The 22,481-nt window shown below is 49.9% G+C and carries 9 protein-coding genes; all 9 read left to right on the forward strand.

Annotated elements, in window-relative coordinates:
* Window positions 1–56: 56 nt before the first annotated feature.
* Window positions 57–1,460: a V-type ATP synthase subunit B gene (locus tag ACOJUN_RS25300; protein ID WP_422134599.1), complete on the forward strand. Its 1,404-nt coding sequence runs from the start codon at window positions 57–59 to the stop codon at window positions 1,458–1,460.
* Between the two features lie 3 nt (window positions 1,461–1,463).
* Complete coding sequence (locus tag ACOJUN_RS25305) at window positions 1,464–2,120, forward strand: V-type ATP synthase subunit D (protein ID WP_422134600.1); 657 nt, start codon at window positions 1,464–1,466, stop codon at window positions 2,118–2,120.
* Entirely contained in the window at window positions 2,110–3,918 is a 1,809-nt protein-coding gene (locus ACOJUN_RS25310) for a V-type ATP synthase subunit I (protein WP_422134601.1), read from the forward strand. Before ACOJUN_RS25305 ends, ACOJUN_RS25310 begins: the two co-directional genes overlap by 11 nt.
* Window positions 3,919–3,920: 2 nt before the next feature.
* Complete coding sequence (locus ACOJUN_RS25315; protein WP_317145793.1) at window positions 3,921–4,370, forward strand: ATP synthase subunit C; 450 nt, start codon at window positions 3,921–3,923, stop codon at window positions 4,368–4,370.
* A gap of 51 nt (window positions 4,371–4,421) precedes the next feature.
* Window positions 4,422–5,108, forward strand: a complete 687-nt coding sequence (locus ACOJUN_RS25320) for an ATPase (protein ID WP_422134602.1) — start codon at window positions 4,422–4,424, stop codon at window positions 5,106–5,108.
* 62 nt (window positions 5,109–5,170) lie between these two features.
* Window positions 5,171–5,872 (forward strand): DUF2764 family protein, encoded by a 702-nt coding sequence (locus tag ACOJUN_RS25325; RefSeq protein ID WP_422134603.1) that lies wholly within the window; start codon window positions 5,171–5,173, stop codon window positions 5,870–5,872.
* A 90-nt stretch (window positions 5,873–5,962) separates the two neighbouring features.
* Window positions 5,963–7,822: a V-type ATP synthase subunit A gene (locus tag ACOJUN_RS25330; RefSeq protein ID WP_422134604.1), complete on the forward strand. Its 1,860-nt coding sequence runs from the start codon at window positions 5,963–5,965 to the stop codon at window positions 7,820–7,822.
* 477 nt (window positions 7,823–8,299) lie between these two features.
* The gene (locus ACOJUN_RS25335) at window positions 8,300–16,330 is read left to right on the forward strand and encodes a hypothetical protein (protein WP_422134605.1); all 8,031 of its coding nucleotides are present in this window, start codon (window positions 8,300–8,302) and stop codon (window positions 16,328–16,330) included.
* Between the two features lie 152 nt (window positions 16,331–16,482).
* The gene (locus ACOJUN_RS25340; RefSeq protein WP_422134606.1) at window positions 16,483–22,245 is read left to right on the forward strand and encodes a hypothetical protein; all 5,763 of its coding nucleotides are present in this window, start codon (window positions 16,483–16,485) and stop codon (window positions 22,243–22,245) included.
* Window positions 22,246–22,481 lie beyond the last annotated feature (236 nt).

A 22,481-nucleotide genomic window follows, 5' to 3' on the forward strand; every position in this document is an offset into this window, starting at 1 on the left:
GCTTTCCGGTCAATCGTCCCGATTTTTCAGTTCCCAAGCCGTATAGAGGAGCAGAAATGCCCCAGAGTCTATTGCGATACACCAACATTCTCAGCATTGTTGGTGACTTGATTCGCGTTCAAGTGCCTAACCTGACGGCAGGCAATGCCCGGGCCAGCTATGGCGATCTGGCGATGATCGAACAAAACGGACAGGTTTATTCCCTGGCCCAGATCATCAAGATTGATCACGAAGAAGTTTCCCTGCAGGTATTTGCCGGCACCAAGGGTCTCTCTACTGATGCCTCCGTCTGCTTCCTGGGCGAGCCTATGAAGGCCACCTATTCTCCCAACATCCTGGGCCGCATTTTTAACGGTGCCGGTGAACCTATTGATGGTGGTCCGGCTCTGGAGCAAGACCCCAAGGTTGAAATTGACGGCCCGTCGGTAAACCCAGTCCGTCGTGTACTGGCGTCAAGAATGGTACGAACCAATGTTCCAATGATTGACGTATTCAACACTCTGGTTGAATCACAGAAGATCCCCATTTTCTCGGTGGCCGGTGAACCTTACAACCGGTTCCTCGCCCGTATTGCTATTCAGGCTGAAGCTGACGTGGTCGTGTTTGCTGGCATGGGCCTGATCTTCGACGATTACCACTTCTTCCGTACAACCTTTGAAGAAGCCGGTGTATCTTCCCGAACCGTCATGTTTACCAACCAGGCCTCTGATCCGACCGTTGAACGTCTTCTGACGCCTGATATGGCGCTGGCAGTGGCAGAGCACTTTGCCGTGAACGAAAGCAAGAAGGTTCTGGTTCTGCTAACCGATATGACCTCCTACGCTGACGCCATGAAAGAGATCGGCGTAGCAATGGACAAGATCCCGGCTAACCGGGGTTACATGGGTGACCTCTACTCCCAGCTGGCCAAGCGTTATGAAAAAGCCTGTGATTACAAGGGTGCAGGCTCTGTCACCATCCTCGCGGTAACCACCATGCCGGGCAACGATGTCACTCACCCGGTGCCGGATAACACCGGTTACATCACCGAAGGTCAGTTCTACCTGCACAATGGCGTCATTGATCCATTCGGTTCTCTGTCCCGTTTGAAACAGATGATTCAGGGCAAAGAAACCCGCGACGACCATGCTCACATCATGAACACCATGATCCGTTTCTACTCCGACTCTGTGAATGCCCAGCAGAAACAGGCCATGGCCTTTGAATTGTCCAGCTACGACCTGAAAGCGATCGCCTTCGGTGAAAAATTCAAAAGTCGCTTCATGGTTCTTGAAGCCCGGATGGGTCTGGAAGAAGCCCTGGATCTTTGCTGGCAGACACTGGCTGAATGTTTTGAACCCGAAGAAACCCTGCTCAAACAGAGCCTGCTGGACAAGTACTGGCCTGGTCTTGACGAAGCCAGAGAATCCGCCGGGGCCACTGAAAAGTCTGGCTCGGAAACAGCTGCGACAGAGGCTTAAACCATGGCCAAGGTAGCCCTCAATAAAAGCTCGCTGAACAAAGAAAAACGCAGCCTCAAAACCTACAACCGTTATCTGCCGGCACTGGAATTGAAGCGCCAACAGTTGATGGTTGAACGGAAAAAGGCTGAAGAGGCGCTGGCAGAAACCCGGTCTCATCTGGCGGACGTTGAGCGTCTGGTCAGGGAACAGCTCCCGATGCTGGCCCGGGAAGACGTGCCTCTGGAAGGATTGGTCAAGGTAACCAGAGTCACATTGATCGATGAGAATATCGTGGGTACAGCAGTACCCAGGGTAGAGAACATCGCCATTAGCCTGAAAGCCTACAGTGACCTGGCCAAGCCGGTCTGGGTCGACTTTCTGGTTGAACTGCTTCAGCAGATGGTGCGTCTGCGCATTGAGTACCAGGTGCGCGAGCTGCGTCATAAAGAGCTGGACAAGGCCACCCGGACAACATCCCAAAGGGTAAATCTGTTTTCCAAGGTACTGATTCCGCAAACCCGCAAGAGTATCCAGAAAATCCAGATCTACCTGTCTGACCAGGATCGTGCCAACGTCATGAACGCCAAGCTCTCCAAGGGTAAAGTGCTGGCTCAGGAAGCCAGGTTGGCCAGAGCCCGTGAACTGGAATCACTGGAGGCAGACGTCAATGGCCATTAAACGGCTGAATAAAATTACCCTATACGGGCCCGGAGAAGACAAAAGCCGGATTCTTCAGGGACTCCAGACTCTGGGATGCATGCACCTGATTCCACTGTCCGATAACAACGTGGATCAGAGCCTGCGCATGCAACCGGCACAGGCCAGTGAAGCTATAGCCTGGCTGGAGCGCTCACCACGAACACGTCGACAGCTCAAAGACAAAAACCATGTCTGCATTGATCAGGTCGTTGCCGAGGTTCTGGACAACAAGACCTCTGTTCGGGAAGTGTCCGATGCCCGTGACAAACTGGTTGAGCGAATCCGTGAAGTTCGTCAGTGGGGAGAGTTCAGCTTGCCCAGCCTGTCCGACCTGAATGGCCAGCGCTTCTGGTTTTATGTCGTTCCTTTGGGTGAAATGGAGGCTCTCTCCGAAGTCCTGAAGGAAGATGACCTGCCCTGGGAGGAAATTCACAGGGACCATCGCCAGGCCTATGTGATTGTCATCTCTACCAGTGAACCGGCAGAAGACCTGCTGCCAGTACCACGCTCCCATGTAGGTATGGTGCCTCTTTCCAGACTTGAAACGGAACTGGAAGAGTCTGAGCATCTGCTGGAAGAACTGCTGGCAGAGCGTGAAGCTCTGACCCGCTGGCACTATCTGCTGGGTCAGACGGTGGCAGCCAGATTGGACCAGGCTGCCCTGGAAGAAGCCAGCAGTGGCACTCAGGATGAGGGAACTTTCTTCCTGGTTCAGGGCTGGGTAGCGGTATCGGAGAAAAAAGCGGTGGAGGCTTTTTGTCTAGAAAACGGCGTTGCGGCGATCTTCGAGGAGCCCTCTGAAGAAGACAATCCGCCTACCCTGCTGGCAAAATCCGACAGCATTGGCGGTGGCTCAGATGCATTGGGCTTCTTCCAGACACCCAACTATCGTACCTGGGACCCGGGCAATCTGGTCTTTTACTCGTTTTCACTGTTCTTCGCCATGATCATGAGTGACGCCATGTACAGCCTGCTGTTTGGTGGCATCGTGTTCATGTTCCGCAAGAACCTGAAAAAAACCGAGGCCGGTTCACGCCTCATGAATCTGGCTTACTTCATGTCAGCGGCCGGCGTTGTCTGGGGTGTTCTGATTGGCAGTTACTTTGGTGTGGCACCAGAATCGGGGGGGATTCTCGGTCATCTGGCCGTCATCAACCTGAACAACTACAGTGCCATGATGAAACTGTCGGTCTTTGTCGGTGTGACACATTTGATCATTGCCAACATCATGACGGCAGTGGTCAACCGGGGTAGCAGTCATGCGCTCGCCCCGGTTGGCTGGGCAATTATTATGGCCTCGGGTTTGTCAATGTGGCTGGGCACGACTGGTACTCTGCCGACTGTTTTTGCCGACAAGGTTGGACCTGCCGGGCTGATCACAGGTGCTTTACTGGTGTTCCTGTTTACCAGCACCCGTCCGGTTCGCTCCATCGGCAGTCTTTGCCTGAGAGGTCTGGACGGCCTGAAAGGTATTTATAACATCACCTCCGCTTTCGGTGACGTGCTGAGTTACATGCGTCTGTTTGCCCTGGGTCTTTCCGGTGCCTCCCTGGCAATGACCTTCAACACCCTGGCTATGGACGCCCTGGATTCCAGTCCGGTCATTGGCGTGCTGTTCAGCGGCCTGATTCTGCTGCTGGGACACATACTCAACTTTTCCCTTTGCATCATGAGCGGTGTCGTACATGGCATGCGTCTCAACGTGATTGAATTCGTTAACTGGGGACTGTCCGACGAGGGCTACCCATTCAAATCTTTTAGAAAACAAGAGGATTAAACATGGAAAATCTGATCTTGGCCCTGGGCTGGATAGGCGTATTTGCACCGGTTGCACTGGGGGCAGTGGGTTCAGCCATTGGCTGTTCAGTCGCTGGTCAGGCGGCCTGTGGTGCCATGCTGGATGTTGAAAGTGGCTACGGTAAATTTATCGGCCTGTCGGCAATGCCTTCATCACAGGTTATATACGGCATTGTAATCATGTTCACCCTCAGCGGTATCGGTGTTTCCGATAACAGCGCCCCGGGCCTGCTGGGTATTGGTCTGCTGACCGGTATTGCCCTGATGTACTCTGCTATCTACCAGGGTCAGGCAGTTGCCGCTTGTATCAATGCCTCCAAGAACAAACCGGAAGTCTTTGGCCTTTCCATTGCGCCTGCTGCAATTGTTGAGGGCTTTTCGGTATTCGCATTCGTATTTGCTCTGGTGCTGGGTCAGCAGATCACGGCCTGATCAGAAGACTGTGAACAATAGACGGTGGACTGTTAACCAGAGGAATAAATTATGACAGCAGCAATGAATCCTGGCGGCCAGAACGTCTCTGTTGGCGTCCAGGAGCTGATCGAAAAACTGCGCAATCAGGGCGTACAGGACGGTCGTGAGCGGGCTGACCGGATTGTCAGCGAGGCCCAGAGCCATGCCGCCGAGCTGGTCCGGGAAGCTCAGGCGAAAGCCGACATGATTGTCAGCAAAGCCCGTGAAGAGGCGGACTTTATCACCCAATCCGGTCAGGAAGCCCTGCAACTCGCGGAGCGTAATGCCGTTCTGGAGCTGAAAGATTACCTGTTGGAAAAATTCTCCGGACAGATCAGCGCCCTGGTCAGCGGCTCCCTCGAGAAAGAAGAAGTGCTCAAGCAGATGATTCTTGAAGTGGCGGGCGAAAATAACCTGCATGGCGAGAAAAACCTGGAAGTGGTCCTGCCTCGCAAGGTCATTGGTCTTGATGAGCTGCGCAAAAACCCGGACCTGGTTAAAAAAGGTCCTCTGTTGGACTTCGTCACTGGTCAGGCTGCTGAAATGCTTCAGGAGGGGGTGACTTTCTCGGTAGGCAAGACCAGTCAGAGCGGTATCAAATTCCGTCTTCAGGACAAGGAGATCGAAGTAGAACTGAGTGACCAAACCGTCACTGCTGTCTTACTGAGGCACCTTCAGCCTCGTTTCCGGGCGCTGCTGGAAGGTATCGTCAAATAATGAGTTAAGAGTCGGAAGTTGACAGTCAAGACTGAAAACGCCGGACTTTTTGGGAGCATGAAATGGCAGAAAACGCCTATTACACCCTGGTGACTTCGCTGCCTCACATCGATTCACTGTTTGACAGCAAGATCACTCCGATCTCCCGTCTGCAACTGGATCGACGCCTCTCCATGTTGAATCAGGAAGACAAGGATACCCTGATCAAGGTCGAGCAGCTTATGCACTGGAGCCACCTGGGTGAAGATGTAGACGAGGCAGCCCTGATCAAGCTGGCTGCCCGTCTGCATGGAGAACTTCCCAGCCAGACTCTGCGTGATCTGATCAACTGGCGGCTGGACATGAGAACGGTCATGGCAGCACTGCGTCGTAAAATGCAGGGCAAGCAGGCACCGGGCGATCCCCAGTGGAGCTTCGGTACCCGCTATGCTTACATTCGTCGCAACTGGAGCAACCCGACACTGGGCCTTCAGCATGCCTTCCCATGGATTCCACAGGCTATTGATTGCCTGAACAAGCAGGACTATCTGACACTGGAGAAAACCCTGCTGGAAGCCGTGTGGCGCCGACTGGACGACGCTGGCAGACAACACAGCTTCGACTTTGAAGCGGTTGTGATCTATCTTCTGCGCTGGAACCTGGTCGCCCGCTGGACAGCCTACGACGGTGACCAGGCAGTGGAACGTTTTAACGAATTGACCGACCTGGCGCTGGGCGAATTTGTCCACCCACTATCTGGAACCAGTACCTGGGGGACAGCCTGATATAAGCAGCCATGAAAAGATACAGCATCCCTCTGATGCCTGAGGACTCTATCGTCATGGCAAGCAGTAAACAGCTTTTGGAAAACGCCAATGAGTGAACAGACAAACACAGAACCGGAACAGCAGGCACTGGCCCACGGAGCCTCTGCCCAAGTCGTTGCCGTAATGGGTGATATCATCACCATCAAGAGTCTGGGCAGTAAGCCACTGACCAAAAACGAAGTCGTTTATGTGATGCCCGGCCGTCGTTCCAATGAACAGGTTGAAGAGCAACTGATGGCGGAAGTCCTGAGGGTTCGCGGTGATATCGCAGATATTCAGGTTTACGAAGACACCCGGGGTGTCGCGGTAGGTGATGCTATCATCCAAACGGGGCAGCTGCTCTCACTGGAACTGGGTCCCGGCATTCTTTCCATGATCTACGATGGTCTGCAGAACCCTCTGGAAAGACTGGCGTCTCTGCACGGCAAGTTCTTGCAGCGTGGTGTTCAGATTGATGCGCTTGATCGCAGTCAGACATGGGCATTCACAGCTGTGGCCAAGATTGGCGACAAACTTCACGCGGGTGAAACCTTTGGTACGGTCCCGGAAGGTCGCTTTACCCACAAAATCATGATTCCTTTCAACACCGAAGGTGAAGTGGAAGTGATCTGGATTCAGGAAGGCTCCTTCAGCGTTGATACCGTTGTTGCCAAAGTGCGCAATCAGATGGGAGACGAGGTTGCCCTGACCATGGTTCAAAAGTGGCCAGTGCGTCACTCCATTTCTGAAACCCTGTCCAGAAAAGGTAAAACTGAACGTCAGTATCCTGATACTCCCCTGGTCACCACCCAGAGAATCGTGGACACTTTCTTCCCCATTGCCCGTGGTGGCACCGGTTGTATCCCCGGTCCATTCGGTTCCGGAAAAACGGTACTCCAGCACTCTTTCTCCCGTTACTGCGATGCCGACATCGTCATTGTAACAGCCTGTGGTGAACGTGCCGGTGAGGTGGTGGAAACCATTGAAGAATTCCCGCACCTGCAAGATCCAACAACAGGCGGCTCTCTCATCGACCGCACCGTCATCATCTGTAATACCTCATCCATGCCGGTAGCTGCCCGTGAGGCTTCTATCTACACGGGTCTGACACTGGGTGAGTACTATCGTCAGATGGGATACAACGTCCTCGCTCTGGCAGACTCAACTTCCCGCTGGGCCCAGGCCATGCGTGAGACCTCCAACCGTCTGGAAGAAATTCCGGGTGAAGAAGGCTTCCCTGCTTACATGGACTCCGCCATTAAAGGTGTATACGAGCGTTGTGGTGTGATTCGTAACGAAGAAGGAAACGAAGGTTCCCTGACTCTGGTAGGCTCCGTATCTCCTGCCGGTGGTAACTTCGAGGAGCCTGTCACCCAGGCCACTCTGAGTACGGTCAAAACTTTTCTGGGGCTGTCTTACGACCGCGCCTACAAGCGTTTCTACCCTGCCATAGATCCACTGATCTCCTGGTCCCGTTATCTTGATCAGTTGTCCGATTGGTACAGCAAAAACCTGTCCCCTGACTGGGTCGATACCGTCAAGGCAATGCAGGCTCTGCTTGTCAAAGGTGACAGCATTAACCAGATGATGCAGGTGACCGGTGAAGAAGGTATTACTCTGGAAGATTACGTTACTTTCCAGAAGTCTTTCTTCCTGGATATGGTTTACCTCCAGCAGGACGCCTTTGATGACGTCGACAGCAGTTGCCCACTGAGTCGCCAGCAGGCCTGCTTCGAGCTGGTTGTGAGCCTGATCAGTCAGCAGTACGCCTTCAAGGATAAAGAAGTTGCCCGTGACTACTTCGTCAAGCTGACCGGCCTGCTCAAGAACCTGAACTATTCACACGACGGTTCCCCTGAATACAACGGCTATCTGCAGAAGATCGAAGAGTTAAGGAGTCAGTACATTAGTACCGCAGCCGCAGCCTGATTCTGAGTGGCTCACCAGTTAGGCTGAGGCTACCGCCTCAGCCCACTTTCCCTTTTGACACTTTCCCTTTTGACACCCACCAGACGACGGGGATTACTGTTAGTCACCTGACAGGTTCCTGTTTCGCAGTTCGTTGCTCAGAGAACACAACAAACCGTGACTGGCTCCCATCAGACCTTCCCAATAATGATCTTCTGAAACAGCTGAAACAGGTCTCATATCTTTACCTGCTCATTGGCCAGAATTTGGATATTTAGACACTTGAACTTGCAGCTCTCCATTTAACTGCTAAAAGTTTTGGGTACTTACAAATTCTCTCAACCGCTTACCGGGACAGCCATGAGCGATTGACAGCCATGAGCGATTAACAGCCATACGCGATTAACAGCCATGAGCTACTGACCGGAATCTGCATCCTTGGCTGGTATGGAAATCACTTTTCGCAGTATCAGAAGTACTCCGCTCTGAGGTATTAGAATGACAAATACTCACCCCAATGCACTAAGCCTTGCTGTGACCTTTGCAATCTGCTCTTCCATCACTGGCACACAGGCACTGGCCGATCGCAAGCTGCAGACAAAATCTGCCGATATTCTGGGCAATGGACATGTGGAGTTCACTCAGAGTGTGGTCAGGGTTCAGCCAACTTCAGGTGATGACCAACAGCCAATACCCAAATCCATTACAACCACCTACCCTTATGAGCCTGCAGTAAATGAGGACCTTCTCTATCCTTCTATAAGCTTTTCAGAAATTTTTTATAATACTCGTTGCACAGTTTCCAGTGTTGATCAGTTTGAGACAGACGAGAATAATGTTGCCAGGAAATACACCAAAGTCCTGAAGGCGGGTAATGAGGGCGTATTCAGGATCACCCATAACCTTGAAGAAAACGAACTGCTCATTGAAGTCAGAGGCGGAATGACCGATCAGGATTCAATTGAGGTTATTCGTAAAGGATGGCAATCGCATGGCATCAAATCACTGGAACCGTCAACAAAAATCGCCACCCCCATACAACTGGCTGATGTGCTGGACGCCGCCAACGACAGAGCAGGAAACCTCGGCTCAAGTGATCACTATGTTGCCCTTGCCACCATAGAAGTAGAAAAAGTTGAGGTCAATGGGCGCACCTTCATGCGTCTTGTCGCTTCGGGCGTTCAGCCCCCTGAACTGGATCGTCTGGGGCAATCGCTCTTTGTCAATGACGATGCTCTCCTGGCAGCCGCCGCCTCTGCCTATATTCAGGTTCATGTTCTGGAAGAGGATTTACAACAGCAGGCTCTTAATGAACTCCTGGCACACAGCAAACCCGTCGGCTACGTTGTAAAGGCCGAAGATGACACAGAGGTTTATCCTGTGCCTGCGGGCTATCCGAAGCTGGAAGTATCAGAAGCTTCGGAGGGAGTGATTGTTTTCCATGGCCAGAGGCTGAATCCGCAAGATGTCGCTTTTGTAGAAAACCTCCATAAACTCTGGGTAGAAACAGAGGCAAACAAACCCGCTCCAGCAACAGTGGTCAATAAACATAAGGTCGGAAGCTACCAGTTCGCCATTCGATGCAGGCAGATGGCACTGCTGGAGGAGCTTGTAGCGACGCACTCTACCGGAGCTGACAAAGATCAACCGGTGACGTATACAGAGGAAGATCTGCAGGCGTTTCGTGCGCTTTCACACTACGAATATCTCCAGCAGGCATTGGCCAGTGCTGCTGCAGCAGCTCCAGCAGATGAATTTGAATTCTCAATGGAACAGGTCAGAGTTGCTTCGTCTGTCATCACGCCAACCTGGATGCAGATTCAACTCGCCAGACACTTCAGTTTCAAACCCGCACTAAGACACCATCTAATCATTAAGAGTTTTGCTAAGGGTATTTTGAGTAATCTACTCACCGCCGACTCATTAATGCTCGATGCTTTAGCTCACAACGAAGAGTTTGCTTCCAGAGTCTTGAGCGACATCGCCAACCAAATGGTTCAGATGGAAATGAAGCTGACAAAGCATATGGCCTTAGAGGGTAAGCTGGCTCAGATTACAAACGAGCTGAAACTCCTGTCGGAGAAAGCCGCTATCAGTGAGGAAGAAAAACTCTATGCAGTTCAACTCAAGCAAAAAGTTGAGAGTCAGCTTGCAGAGAATCGTGAAGTGATTGAACAGCTGCAAGAGCATTCAGATCAACTTAAGCAGGAAGTCAAACGAATTCCAGAGCTGGAACAACAAGTTAGTCATGCCAGAGAAGAGGCCATAAAAAATTACAACACTCAACTGGCAGCAGAACTGGGTATTGACAACTGGGATAATACCCAGCCATCCGAAGAACAAATCAGACTCATTATAAAAAAAATTCATAAAATGAACCTGGCGGTGGCCGCAACATTCGCTGCAACAGGAGAGTCTTATGAAGAAGCTCCAGAGGCAAAACTGGCGGCGATTGAAAGCGTGTTAGGAATTACTCCGGACGATGAAAGCGATCTGGGTTCCCGCTTTGCGTTTATTCAAGAGTATATGGAGCAACGGGCAGAACTCGCCGAAGAAGAAGCGCTGGCTGTTATAGAAGATCAACTCGGGCTGATGCCGATTAACAAAGATGACCTGAAGGCCCGTCACCAGGCCATTCAGAAACATCTTGAGCATCAGCAGGGGCTGGAAATACAGAAAAAACAGTTGACAGATCTTCGGAAGGAAGTCGATCAAACTCTGAATAAGAGAAAAGACTATCACATAACATTAACAGCACACATAGACAAATATAACATCCAGCTGGCAGAAGAGCTTGGTATTGATAGCACGCCATCAGAAGAGCAAGCCAGACTCATCAGAGAGAAAATTAACGAAATCGAGAGTTCAGCTGCCGCAACAGAACAACAGCGGGCTGAAGCTTTAAAAGTAAAAATGGCGGAGATTGAAAAAGGGCTCAAACTGACTCCAGACAATGAAAACGATCTGATTAGCCGCTTTGATTCCATTCACAAGGCCGCCCAATACTTCAAGCAACTGCAGATAGAAGTAACCGATGATGTCGTAAAAAACAGGCTGACAGACATTGAAATACAGCTCGGCCTTTTCCCGGTTGACGATAAAAATCTGGAAGCCCGTTTCCAGACTGTTCAGCTGCACCTGAAACAGCAGGCAGCTCAGATAGATCGAGAACGCTTTCTGCAGCAGAACATCAGAAAAGATTCGAAAGTAGTCGCTGAAATCAAACCTCGCTATGCAACCATTGCCGCACATCTGAACATTCAGAATTTTGATAGCGATGCAGATATTGATGAACAGCAAGAAAGCCTGCTTAAAAAAATCAAGATGATGGAGAATTCAAAACAGTACCTGATTCAAAGACTTTCGGCACTGGAAGACCATCCGGAACGGCTGCATCATAAAGTTGAGGCTGATCGACAGGATGCAGAGAATTCTTACACCGAGGCCAGAAAAGGCGCTTTAGAAGCGGTTCTTGGTATTAAGCTGAATGAGGAAGACCCCGTCACTCTGGAGTCAACCGTCCATGAGAAGCTCTCCAGACTTGCAGAACTGGAACAAGAACTGGAAGACGTCAGAACTCCGGGCCATCCCAAAGCCAAGCCTGAAGTAATTGAGAAACTGAGTGCCGTGGAAAATGCCATGGAGATGACTCTCCCCGGTGGAGAAGAAGACGTTTATCTCCGGCGCGAGGCTATTTCTGATGACATAAAGACATACATCACGGAAGCCGAAAAAAGGTCAGAGGAAGAGGCTCTGAACATACTGGAAGCACTGGAAGAAATATTCCACCTCGAAATCGACAAATATGCTGGCAAAGAAGCAAGACTTGAAACAGTTCGTTCAAAGTTTAACGGCGATGATATATCAGAATACCAGCTGGACGAGATGGTTAAGATCCTCACGGACGACATAACGCTGGTGGATCCGGAGAAAGGAGATATACGGCTCGACAGGCTTCGTGAGCATCTGACCTCTCGAGTCGAAGAATCCGATCTGCGAGCCAGAGAACACCAGCTTAACTATCTTACTGCTATTGAGAAAAAGCTGGGTATCAACCCTCAGAAAAACCCTGCTGCCAATAAAAGACACGAGGCTTTCACTGACAAGCTGGCCAGTGATATGAAGTTAGAGTTTGAAAAGGATCTCAGCCTGTCTGACCGGATGTATGCTCTGGGTGCCGTACTTCGCAAAATGATGGATGAATTACACAAAAGCTATTGGAATGATGCTGCCAAAAGAATCTGGAACAATAATTTGGCTCATCAACTCAACGTTAAGGAGTATAAAGATGATGCCGCTATCCACGACCAGATCGAGCTGATTAACGGCAAACTCCAGCAACTGACCCAGCAACTGGATCAAGAAGCGATGAATGCAGGCCAGCCTGAAGTTGAAGAGCGTGTCGCAGCCATTGAAGATGAGCTTGACAGGCAATTGGGCCGCCTTGGACCTAAACCCCGATTCGTTCTTGAACGTGATGTCGCCACAGCCAGGCAAGTCATAGAAAGAGCTAACACTGAGCTGGCAGGTGCTCATCGCAAGCTGAATGATCTTCGTCGCAAACAATTAGTGCTGGTAAATCGCGATGGCATTGAACCTATCTCGGATGAAGATAACAGCGCTCTCAATCAGGCAATGGAAAAAATACAGACCGAACTGGGTCTGCCTGCAGGTGACGAACAAACCCCTGAAGAACGAGTAGACGACATCAACCGCTTTATGCAGAGAGACGGTGCAGAGAGACGAGATGAAATCATTGATAAACTGGAGGCTGCCACAAAAAACCTGAACATCCAGATAAAAGATCACCTCCGATTACCGAAACAAGCTGATTATTTTGCCATTACAGCCTTCGCAAAAATTCATGGCCGGGACGAAATCAATGAAGTCGATGAGACATTAGGTGAACTGCCTTTAACCAGAAAAAAATACACTCAGGTCACGGAATTCCTGAGTGTACACGACAGAAAAGGCATGGACATAGAATCTGCACGGCATCAAAAGGCGCTTGCACAAGAGAATCTGGATCGTAAAAAAGAGGAGATTAACAAAGCCGGAGGCATCGAACAAAAAGTTAAAACCGAACATGAGAACGAATTTGAATCGCAGAGTACAGACCCTGAGCAGACCGACCTGAAGCAAACCCCGGAGCAGAAAAGTGACGCTGAATCAGAAGCATCGAAAGTTCCGGAGGCTCATAAAGCGAATATTGAAGCCACTGAGAAAGCCACAGGCTCTGAATCAGACTCTACTGATATTGAGAAACGGGATTCCCTGAGATGTTTGATCGCCAACGATGCATCGGTAGTGGCTCGTCGGCTTGCTGTGCAAGAGAACCTGGATCGAAGAAAAGAGGCTATTGCAGCCACTGAGAAAGCCACAGGTCCTGAACCAGACTCTACCGATATCGAGAAACGGGATGCCCTGAGATGTTTGATCGCCAACGATGAATCGGAAGTGGTTCGTCGGCTTGCTGTGCAAGAGAACCTGGATCGAAGAAAAGAGGCTATTGCAGCCACTGAGAAAGCCACAGGTCCTGAACCAGACTCTACTGATATTGAGAAACGGGATTCCCTGAGATGTTTGGTCGAGAACGATGTATCGGCAGTGGCTCGCGGGCTAGCTGTCCAAGAGGATATGGATCGAAAAAAAGAGGCGATTGAGAACGAGATAGAGCTGCTGGATCTGGCCCTGAAGCAGAAAAGTGATGCTTTATCAAAAGCAGAAATCGCTCTGGCGGAACATCACAAAACGGCTCTTGAGGCCATTGAAGAAGCTGTGGGTCTTAAACCAGACTCTTCTGAGACCAGTGAACAGCGGATCAGTGCCCTGAGAAAAAAACAGCTGCAACTGGGCGGGGAAGATGGCACTGGCGGCAGGATCGAGCGACTGATTCAGGAACAGGGCCGCCTGGAAGGTGAGATAGAAACCAGAAAAGCAGACATTGAGAGAATGAAGGAGAACCTGAAGACTGCAGAGCAAACCGCCGAAAACGACGGCGGCCCCTTCCAGTACACACCGAGACAGGTAAAAGTTCTGGCTGATATTTACGATTTCACGCAGCAGCACTCTCTCTGGAAACAAGCTCTGGAAGCCGCAATAGGTCTGGCAGCCTCTTCAGAAAAGAGCAGAAAGGCAATACCTTGCCTTGCGACCTTCGATTTTGACGATGAGTTTGCGCCCATTCGCTTACAGGCAATGGCCGGACAAGATCTGACGTTTGATCAGGCCGGTCGGATGCTGGAAGTTTTCAGAAGCCTCAAGGCAGACTTCCCCTCCCCCCCTCCTCCTTTCGAGCCTGAGAGAGATCAGCCCCAGACCCTCATTGAACAAGTCCAGATTCTGGCGCACCGAGCCAGGAATGAGATAGGAAGAGGTGCTAAATATTACGACGAAATCATTAACGGCATGGGTGAAACAGCCATTTACTTCGTCGAACATGAATCAGGGCACCTGAAAAGCTTCTCGGAATACTTCGAGATCCATTCTGCCAGTGGTAACAAGATCATAACACTGCTGCGTGAAGGTCTGATCAGCAAGGTTGAACTTGAGAACTACATAAAGGCCGTCAGAGGTGTCGACGGTTATCAGACAGTGGATGAGTTTGAACACTTCCTTGGCTACAACCAGGGCGTCAAGGTGCCTGAGTTCAGGAAGGTTGTTCAGATGCTGTCCGACAAGGGGGCTGAGGAACTTATGCGCAGTGCCTTTACTCCTGTGGCCGTCACCGGCTCTGGCCCAGCCGGTATGAAAGAGTCTGTTGCCGGCATGAAAGACTACGCAGCTGCGGTCATCGCCAATTACGTTCTTGACGATATTGCCTTTGAAAACGGCCGCAAGACGGCGGCATTTCTGGCTAATGTTCAGGATACCCTGACACCTTATGCCCACATTGCTGGCCTGCCTGAATCCGACCTGATCAAGATTATCAACAGCACATTGATGCAGGCTCATGCTGCAGCGGTTGAGCAACAGCTCAATGAGTACTGGGTCAGACCTTCAGCCTTCCTGGTACAGGCTGTCACCTGGTACTTCTCAAGCTACAAACCACTACTGGTGGCCCATACCGCCTGCCAGGCTGCCAGGCTGTCACTCTCAAACATGTCATTCCTCTATCTGCTGGACCTGACCAACAGGGGTGATTACGCACACAGAATGATCACACCTTTCGAGCACTGGCTGGAACGCTATGGTGTTGATTCTCAACGAGCCGGCCAATACGCCTACCATAATCAAATTGAGCAAGTCTCCGAAGTGGGCGGGCTGGCCATGCCATTGGGTAAAGCTGCTTCCTCCGTCATTCTGCTGAAAACCGGCTCCATGCTGTTTGCCCGGCAGCACAATGCCAACCCCCATATGTATCGCAGTATTTCCCGTCTGGTGCCCGAAATAGTGAAATCCATGGGTTCCGCGCAAGGGGTTCAGGTACCGCTGCTGCGCCGGGTGACACCACAAAAAGTGAAAAGTCTGGCCTCTGCCACCGCCGGCCTCATGCTAGGTCCGGTAGCTACTGTTGGAGCCTACGCCCATGGGCTGATCTCCGGTTTTACCTATGCTCAAACATTTGGATTTGCCCTGGCGTCGAGCCTCACTTTCGACTTCTTTATGAACGACAATAAAATACTCACTCAGTGGCTCGGTGGCCCCCTGGGCCGAAGTCTTGACAAAATTAATCGCTGGCGAGGCGTGGGCGAATCGGATCATGAATATGTGAGACGTACGGCCATTGCCACACCTCAACGCTCCGGTGAAAGCGACGGGGAGTATGCAAATCGTGTTAAAACGGGCAACATGATGCTTGGCTGGACAAGACATGAAAATTATCTGCAGTTCCGCGAACGCCGTGATCGCACCATAAAACTCTTTGAGCATGGCTGGGAGAAATACTTCAAAGAAAATGTGCCCAAATGGTCATTCTCCCATTCAGAGAGTGTGCCCTACTCTTACACTCTGGGTACCTTCTTCGAAGGGCAAAAGCGCGATGATAAGCAACTTTCTGCCCACGATAGCCCCTCCTCTCAATCAAGCTTTCTGCCCGGAGCCGTGGGCGATCAGCTTGATGGTAATGAGGAGTGGTATATGACTCCCGATGCAGAGCTGCTTTCTGAGCCCACAGAGACCAGTTCGGTGAAAGAGCCTGATCAAGCTGCTGAAATGGACGACCTCGAAAAAGACGATACATGGAAAAATACTGAATCTGCACTGGTAACTCCTGCAGCCACAACTACAACCACAACCGCTGAAGTACCAATAATGCCGACCACTACAACATCACCAACCAGTGCGACGCTGGTGGTCACTGCGGGTGTAACGGTTGCTTCTGACACCGTGGAGGCAACTCCCCTGCCAGAGCCTGAAGCAACTCCAGCTGCTTCCTCCACACCGGCCACCACAGGGACTTTAGCGCCTGATGACACCTTGGCAGCCAAGGCTGATCCTGAAGACAATCTTGATATTGAGGCTGTGATTAAGGATTTCGAACTTGATGAAGATTGGGGTGACAATAAAAATCCCCGCGACGAACTTTAATATCAGAAACCAGTGGATGACCTCTTCATAGCCACCCAAAAGAAACCGGCATAAAAGGATACATACCGGTTTCTTTCTGATTGGGCTACCGATTAACACCTGTAAGAAACCACTTTCCACACTAATCGGGTACTCATCTCCGAGGAAGTAGAATGACAAATGCTTGCCCCAATGCTTTAAGCCTTGCTGTAATCGCTGTGATCGGCTCGTCCTTCACTGGCACACAGGCACTGGCTAATCGATGGCTGCATACCAAATCTATCCATATTCAGGCCAGTGGACATGAGGAGTTTCCCCACAGTGACGTTATGATTCGACCAACTCCAGGTCCTGACCAGCAGCCAATACCCAACTCCTTTACAACCACCTACCCTTATACTATCGACAGAGAACACTACTATCACCTTCCCTCTGCAAGCTTTACACAAAGAATTTCTAATGTTGGTGGCAAAGTTTCCAGTGTTGACCTGTTTCAAACAGGCGACAATGGCGTTGCTCAAAAATACACCAAAGTCCTGAAGTTAGATGATGAGGAAGTCTTCAGGTTCACCCATAACCTTGAAGAAACGAAACTGTTCATTGAAGTCAGAGCCGGAATGACCGATGAGGATTCAATTAATGCTTTTCGTGCATTTCATGACGAGAAGCCATTAGAACCATTGACGAAAATCGCCGCCCCCCAGCAACTGGATGAGTTACTGGCAGCTGTCTACGACAGAAAAGGAAAGCTGGGCGCCAATGATCACTTTATTGCCCTTGCCACCCTTGAAGTAGAAAAAGTTGAAGTGGATGGACGTACTTTCATGCGTCTTATCGCTTCGGGGGATCAGCCCCCTGAACTGCAGCGTCTGGGTCAATCACTCTTTATCAATGAGGAGGCTCTTCTGGCAGCAGCCACCTCTGCCTATATCCAGGTTCATGTCCTGGGAGAGGACTTACAACAGCAGGCTCTTAATGAACTCATGGCCCACAGCAAACCCGTCGGTTACGTTGTACACGTCGACGATGACACAAAGTTTTATCCTGTGCCTGCGGGTTATCCAAAACTTGAAGTAGCAGAAGCTTCGGGGAAAGAGATTGTTTTCCATGGTCAGAGGCTGAGTCCGAATGATATAGCCTTTGTAGAAAAGCTCTCTAACCTCTATTACCTCTGGGAAGAAGTTGAGGGTAATAACCCCGTCCCTGCAGTGTTAGCAAAGGTTGAAAAACATAAGGTCAAAAACTACCAGCACGTCATTCGAAGCAGGCAGATGGCAATACTTGAGGAGTATGTTGCGCGGCACGATGCTGTCGTTCACGAAGATCAACCGACGACGCTCACAAACGAAGATAAACTGGCAATAGATGCACTTGCTCACTATGAATATCTCCAGCAGGCGTTGGCCAGTAATGCTCCAGCTCGTTCGATTCAGGTCCCTGAATTTGAATTCACCCTGGAACACATCAGGGTTGCTTCGTCGGTCATCACGCCAGAATGGCTGCATTCTCAACTCATAGAACACTTCAATTTCAAACCCGTATTCAGAAATCTTCTGATTAACCCGCATTTTGTCCAGGATATTCAGAATGTTATACCCATTAACAACCATGACAGCCAGGTGCAAACCGGTCATCATGAGAAGGACAAAAAGTTTGCTGCCAGAGTCATAGGAGACATGAACAGACAGCTGCTTAAAAAACTGGACAAGCTGTATGCAAAAGAAAGTGACCTCTTAGGACTTCATGACTACTTAAAGTCCAGAATCGGAGTAGCCAGTCCCAGTCGCAAGGAAAAGCTGGGTGAGCTGCAACAACGCTATTGGGAAGTTAAGGATGAGCTTGTAAAGATTCATGTCGAACTGGAATACCTGGAAAATATGGAACTGAAACTTCTGCTGGATGCTCAACGAATCCCGGAGCTGGAAACACAAGTTCGTACTATCAGAACAGATGTCACAAAAGCCCTTAACGCTGAAAGAGAAGCAGAAGTCAAAGCACACCATGCAACCATTGCCAGTCATTTAAACACCATGAATTTTGATAGCAATAAAGATGGAGTGCTTGGGAAACTGACCGCCGTGGAAAGAACCCTGTACATGGATGACCCCGATAGCGTTGATGACGTGTATCACCGTCGTCAAGCCATTTCTGATGAAATTCAGACATACATCATAAAAATCAGACAGCAGGCAGAGGAAGATGCTCTAAAAATACTGCAAACAGTAGAAGAAATATTCAAAATCCAAGTCAACAAAGACGATCACAAAGTGGCAAGGCTTGAAAGGGTTCGTACAAAACTTGACAGCAATAATGTCTCAGAAGACATGCTGAATACGATAAAAGATGCTCTCTCAAAAGGAAAGATGATACCAGCGAGCGTAAAAAAGGCATCAAAACTCAGGAAGATTCAAGGGTATCTTACCTACTATGTCGAAAACACGGATGCGCGAGTCTTTGATCATCAGAAAGACCTGCTTGAAGTGATAGAGCACGTTCTGCTTATCTCCTCCGATATAAACTATAGGGCTATAGAAAGAGGCAAAGCTTTCGTTGCCAAGCTGGCCAATGAGCTGGGATTAACTATTGAAAACGATGACTACCTGTACAACAGCAAGTATGTTGTTGGAGACAAAATTCAGGCATTAATAACAGAAGTAAACGAAGCCAATGGCGATGAAGATGTCAGAAGACGCAGAAACAATGAAATGGCTTCTCAACTCAACATTGCGGCCTATAAAGATGATGCCAGCATTGACGACCAGAACTTTCTAATTAAAAGAACACTCCAACAGCTGAATGAAGAAGTTTCCAAAGCAGGTATTGTCAGCATTAATGAGCATATCACAGCCATTGATACAGAGCTTGACAGGCAATTGGCCTGCCTGGGACCCAAACCCCGATACGTTCTTGATCGTGAGCTAGCCAGAGCCAGACAAGCAATACAAAAAGCTGAAACAGAGCTAACAGATGTTCATCGAAAACTGAACAGGCTTAGTGGCAAAAACGTGTTATTTGCCGGGAGTCGTGCTGACCTCCGACATATCTCAGATAAATACGACACAGCAATCAATCAGGTAATGAAAGAATCTCAGACCGACTTGGCGCTGGATGCAGGTAACGAACAACACCCTCAAGAGATAATGGAGGATGTCAAAGATTTCCTGTCGGGACACAGCAAAGAGAAGCAGGATTTAATCGTTGAGCAACGGGTAGGCAAAACAAATACCAACATCCAGATAAAAGAAAATGACGAAATTTTACCGGAAGAGGCTGATTACTTTATTGTCATTCGGAGCAGAAGAGATAATCACGATCAAGACAAAACCCATGAATTCGATGAACTATTGGGTGAACTGCCTTCAGTCAGGAAAAAGTACTTTCGGGTCAGGCAACTACTGCGTATTCACGACAAGAAAAATAGGGAGTTGACCAATGCACGGCTTGAAGAGAGGAACGCACAAGAGAGCCTTGATCTTAAAAAAGAGGAGATCAAGCGTTTTGGAAACACCGGTGAAAAGGCCGAAACCGAACAGAAGAACGAAATAACCCGCCTGAACACAGCCCTGGAGCAGAGAAGTGAAGCGGTATCAAAAGCAGAAGAGGACCTGATCGATTTTCATAAAACGTTTCTTGACCCCATGGAAAAAACCATGGGTCTTGAACCAGACGCCACTGACACCAATGAACACCGGGTTAATGCCCTGAGAAACAGGCTGGTAAAACTGGGCGGTGATGATGGTTCTGGCGGCAGGATTCAGCAACTGAGTCAGGAGCAGGCCCGTCTGGAAAGAGAGATTGAAGTCAGGAAAGCAAACATTGAGAGAATGAAGGAAGTCCTGAGGGCCGCAGAGGAAGCCGTCGAAAATGACGGCGGTCCCTTCCAGTTCACACCTAGACAGGCAAAAGTTCTGACCGATATGGACACCTTCACAGAGCAGCACCCTCTCAGGCAACAGGCTCTGGATGCCGCACTGGACCTGGCAGAATCAGCCGTCAAAAACGGTAAAACAATACCCGGCCTTGCGACGTTTGATTTTAACGATGAATTTGCACCGATTCGCCTGCAGGCAATGGTCGGAGACGATCTGCCCTTTGATCAGGCCAGTCGGATGGTGGAGGTCTTCAAGAGCCTGAAGACGAGCTTGCCTTTCGGGCATTCAGAAGATCAATCTCAGAATGTCATTGAGGAAGTCCAGAATCTGGCGCTAAGGGCCAGGAATGAGATAGAAACCGGGGCTCAACAATACGACGATGGAATACGCGGCATGGGCAAAAGAGCCACTCACTTCGTCGAGCATAAACCAGGGGACCTGAAAGACTTTTCGGAATACTTCGCTGCCCACTCTGTCAGTGGTGGCAGGATCATTGCTTTGCTGCGGGAAGGACTGATCAGCAAGATCGAGCTTGGAAACTACATGAAGGCCATCAGAGGTGTCGATGGTTATCAGACTGTGGATGAATTTGAACACTTCCTCGGCTACAAACACGACGTCCATATACCCAACTTCAAGAAGGTTGCCCGGATGCTGTCCGACAAGGCTGTTGAGGAATTCATGCAAAGTGCCTTTGATCCAGTAGCTGTCACAGCCACTGGCCCGACGGGTATGAAAGAGTCTGTTACTGGCATGAAAGAGTACGCAGCTGCGGTCATCGCCAACTACGTTCTTGATGATATTGCCTTTGACAATGGTCGCAGGACAGCAGCATTCCTGGCCAATGTTCAGGATACCCTGGCACCTTATGCCCGTGCTGCCGGAATATCTGAATCAGACCTGATCGAAACTGTTCATGGCACATTAATGCAGGCTCATGCCGCAGCGGTTGAACGACAGCTACTGGATTACTGGGTCAAGCCTTCAGCCTCTCTGGTACAGGCTGTCACCTGGTACTTCTCCAGCTACAAACCTCTGCTGGCTACCCACACCACCTGGCAGGCTGCTGAGCTATCCCTCTCGAACCTGTCGTTCCTCTATCTTCTGGATCTGACCAGCAGAGGAGATTACCTGCATCGGATGCTGATACCTTTCCAGCACTGGCTGGAATCTTATGGTGTTGATCCTGATCGAACCGGGCAATATGCTTATCACCGTGGCATTGAACAAATCTCCGAATTGGGCGGGCTGGCCATGCCATGGGGTAAAGCCGCTTCCTCGGTCATTCTGCTGAAAACCGGCTCTATGCTGTTTGCCCGACAGTACAACGCCAACCCGCAGATGTATCGCAGCATTTCCCGTCTGGTGCCGGAAATAGTACAATCCATGGGCTCCGGACAGGGAGTTCAGATACCGCTGCTGCACAGGGTGACACCACAAAAAGTGAAAACCCTGGCCTCTACCACAACCGGTCTGCTGCTGGGCCCGGTAGCCACCTTCGGAACATACGCCCACGGTCTTTTATCCGGGTTTACCTACGCCCAAACATTCGGATTCGCGCTGGCGTCCAGCCTCACTTACGACTTCTTTATGAACGACAACAGGATGCTCACTCAATGGCTGGGTGGACCTTTGGGCCGTAGTCTTGACAAAATTAATCGCTGGCTGGGCGTGGGTGAAACGCAAGATAACTATGTGAAACGTACGACTGTTGCTTCACCTCAACGCGTCAGTGAAACCGATAAAGACTATACAAACCGTGTTAAAGCCAACGGCACCCTGTATGGCTGGACACGACACGAAAATTACCTTCAGTTCCGTGAGCGTCGGGATCGCACCATGAAGCTATTCGAGAATGGCTGGGAGAAATACTTCAGGGAAAATGTGCCTAGATGGTCATTCTCCCACGCAGAAAGCATTCCTTACTCTTACACTCTGGGTGCCTTCTATGCATTGCAACAGGACGATAGCAAGACAGCTACTTTTTATGATAAGAGAAATGCTCTTCAAGCCACATCAACTCCCGAAAGTAGTGCAGCGTCTGGAAAAAAACTGCAGCCGTGAAACCTTCAGCTGAACCCTTCATAGCCATCCAAAAGAAACCAGTATAAAGCGATACGTACTGGTTTCTTTGACACCCGTCTGTCGATTAAGTTCTGCTAAAAGGTATTAATGCATTCCTTCCCTGAAAAATCACTCAATTATACTGCCACTGCCTTTTATCACTGTGAACTAAATTTGCTCAGCAGCTAACCGGATTAGCCACTGTGAACTAAATTCTCTCAACAGCTTACCGAAAC

The organism is Endozoicomonas sp. ALD040, assembly GCF_049275945.1.
In the GTDB taxonomy this organism is placed as follows: Bacteria; Pseudomonadota; Gammaproteobacteria; order Pseudomonadales; family Endozoicomonadaceae; genus Endozoicomonas_A.

Bases quoted from the DNA above. Each gene is read 5' to 3' on its own strand.
- ACOJUN_RS25325 (WP_422134603.1), top strand. From the start codon at position 5,171: ATGGCAGAAAACGCCTATTACACCCTGGTGACTTCGCTGCCTCACATC.
- ACOJUN_RS25320 (WP_422134602.1), top strand. From the start codon at position 4,422: ATGACAGCAGCAATGAATCCTGGCGGCCAGAACGTCTCTGTTGGCGTC.
- ACOJUN_RS25305 (WP_422134600.1), top strand. From the start codon at position 1,464: ATGGCCAAGGTAGCCCTCAATAAAAGCTCGCTGAACAAAGAAAAACGC.
- ACOJUN_RS25340 (WP_422134606.1), top strand. From the start codon at position 16,483: ATGACAAATGCTTGCCCCAATGCTTTAAGCCTTGCTGTAATCGCTGTG.
- ACOJUN_RS25330 (WP_422134604.1), top strand. From the start codon at position 5,963: ATGAGTGAACAGACAAACACAGAACCGGAACAGCAGGCACTGGCCCAC.
- ACOJUN_RS25310 (WP_422134601.1), top strand. From the start codon at position 2,110: ATGGCCATTAAACGGCTGAATAAAATTACCCTATACGGGCCCGGAGAA.
- ACOJUN_RS25300 (WP_422134599.1), top strand. From the start codon at position 57: ATGCCCCAGAGTCTATTGCGATACACCAACATTCTCAGCATTGTTGGT.
- ACOJUN_RS25335 (WP_422134605.1), top strand. From the start codon at position 8,300: ATGACAAATACTCACCCCAATGCACTAAGCCTTGCTGTGACCTTTGCA.
- ACOJUN_RS25315 (WP_317145793.1), top strand. From the start codon at position 3,921: ATGGAAAATCTGATCTTGGCCCTGGGCTGGATAGGCGTATTTGCACCG.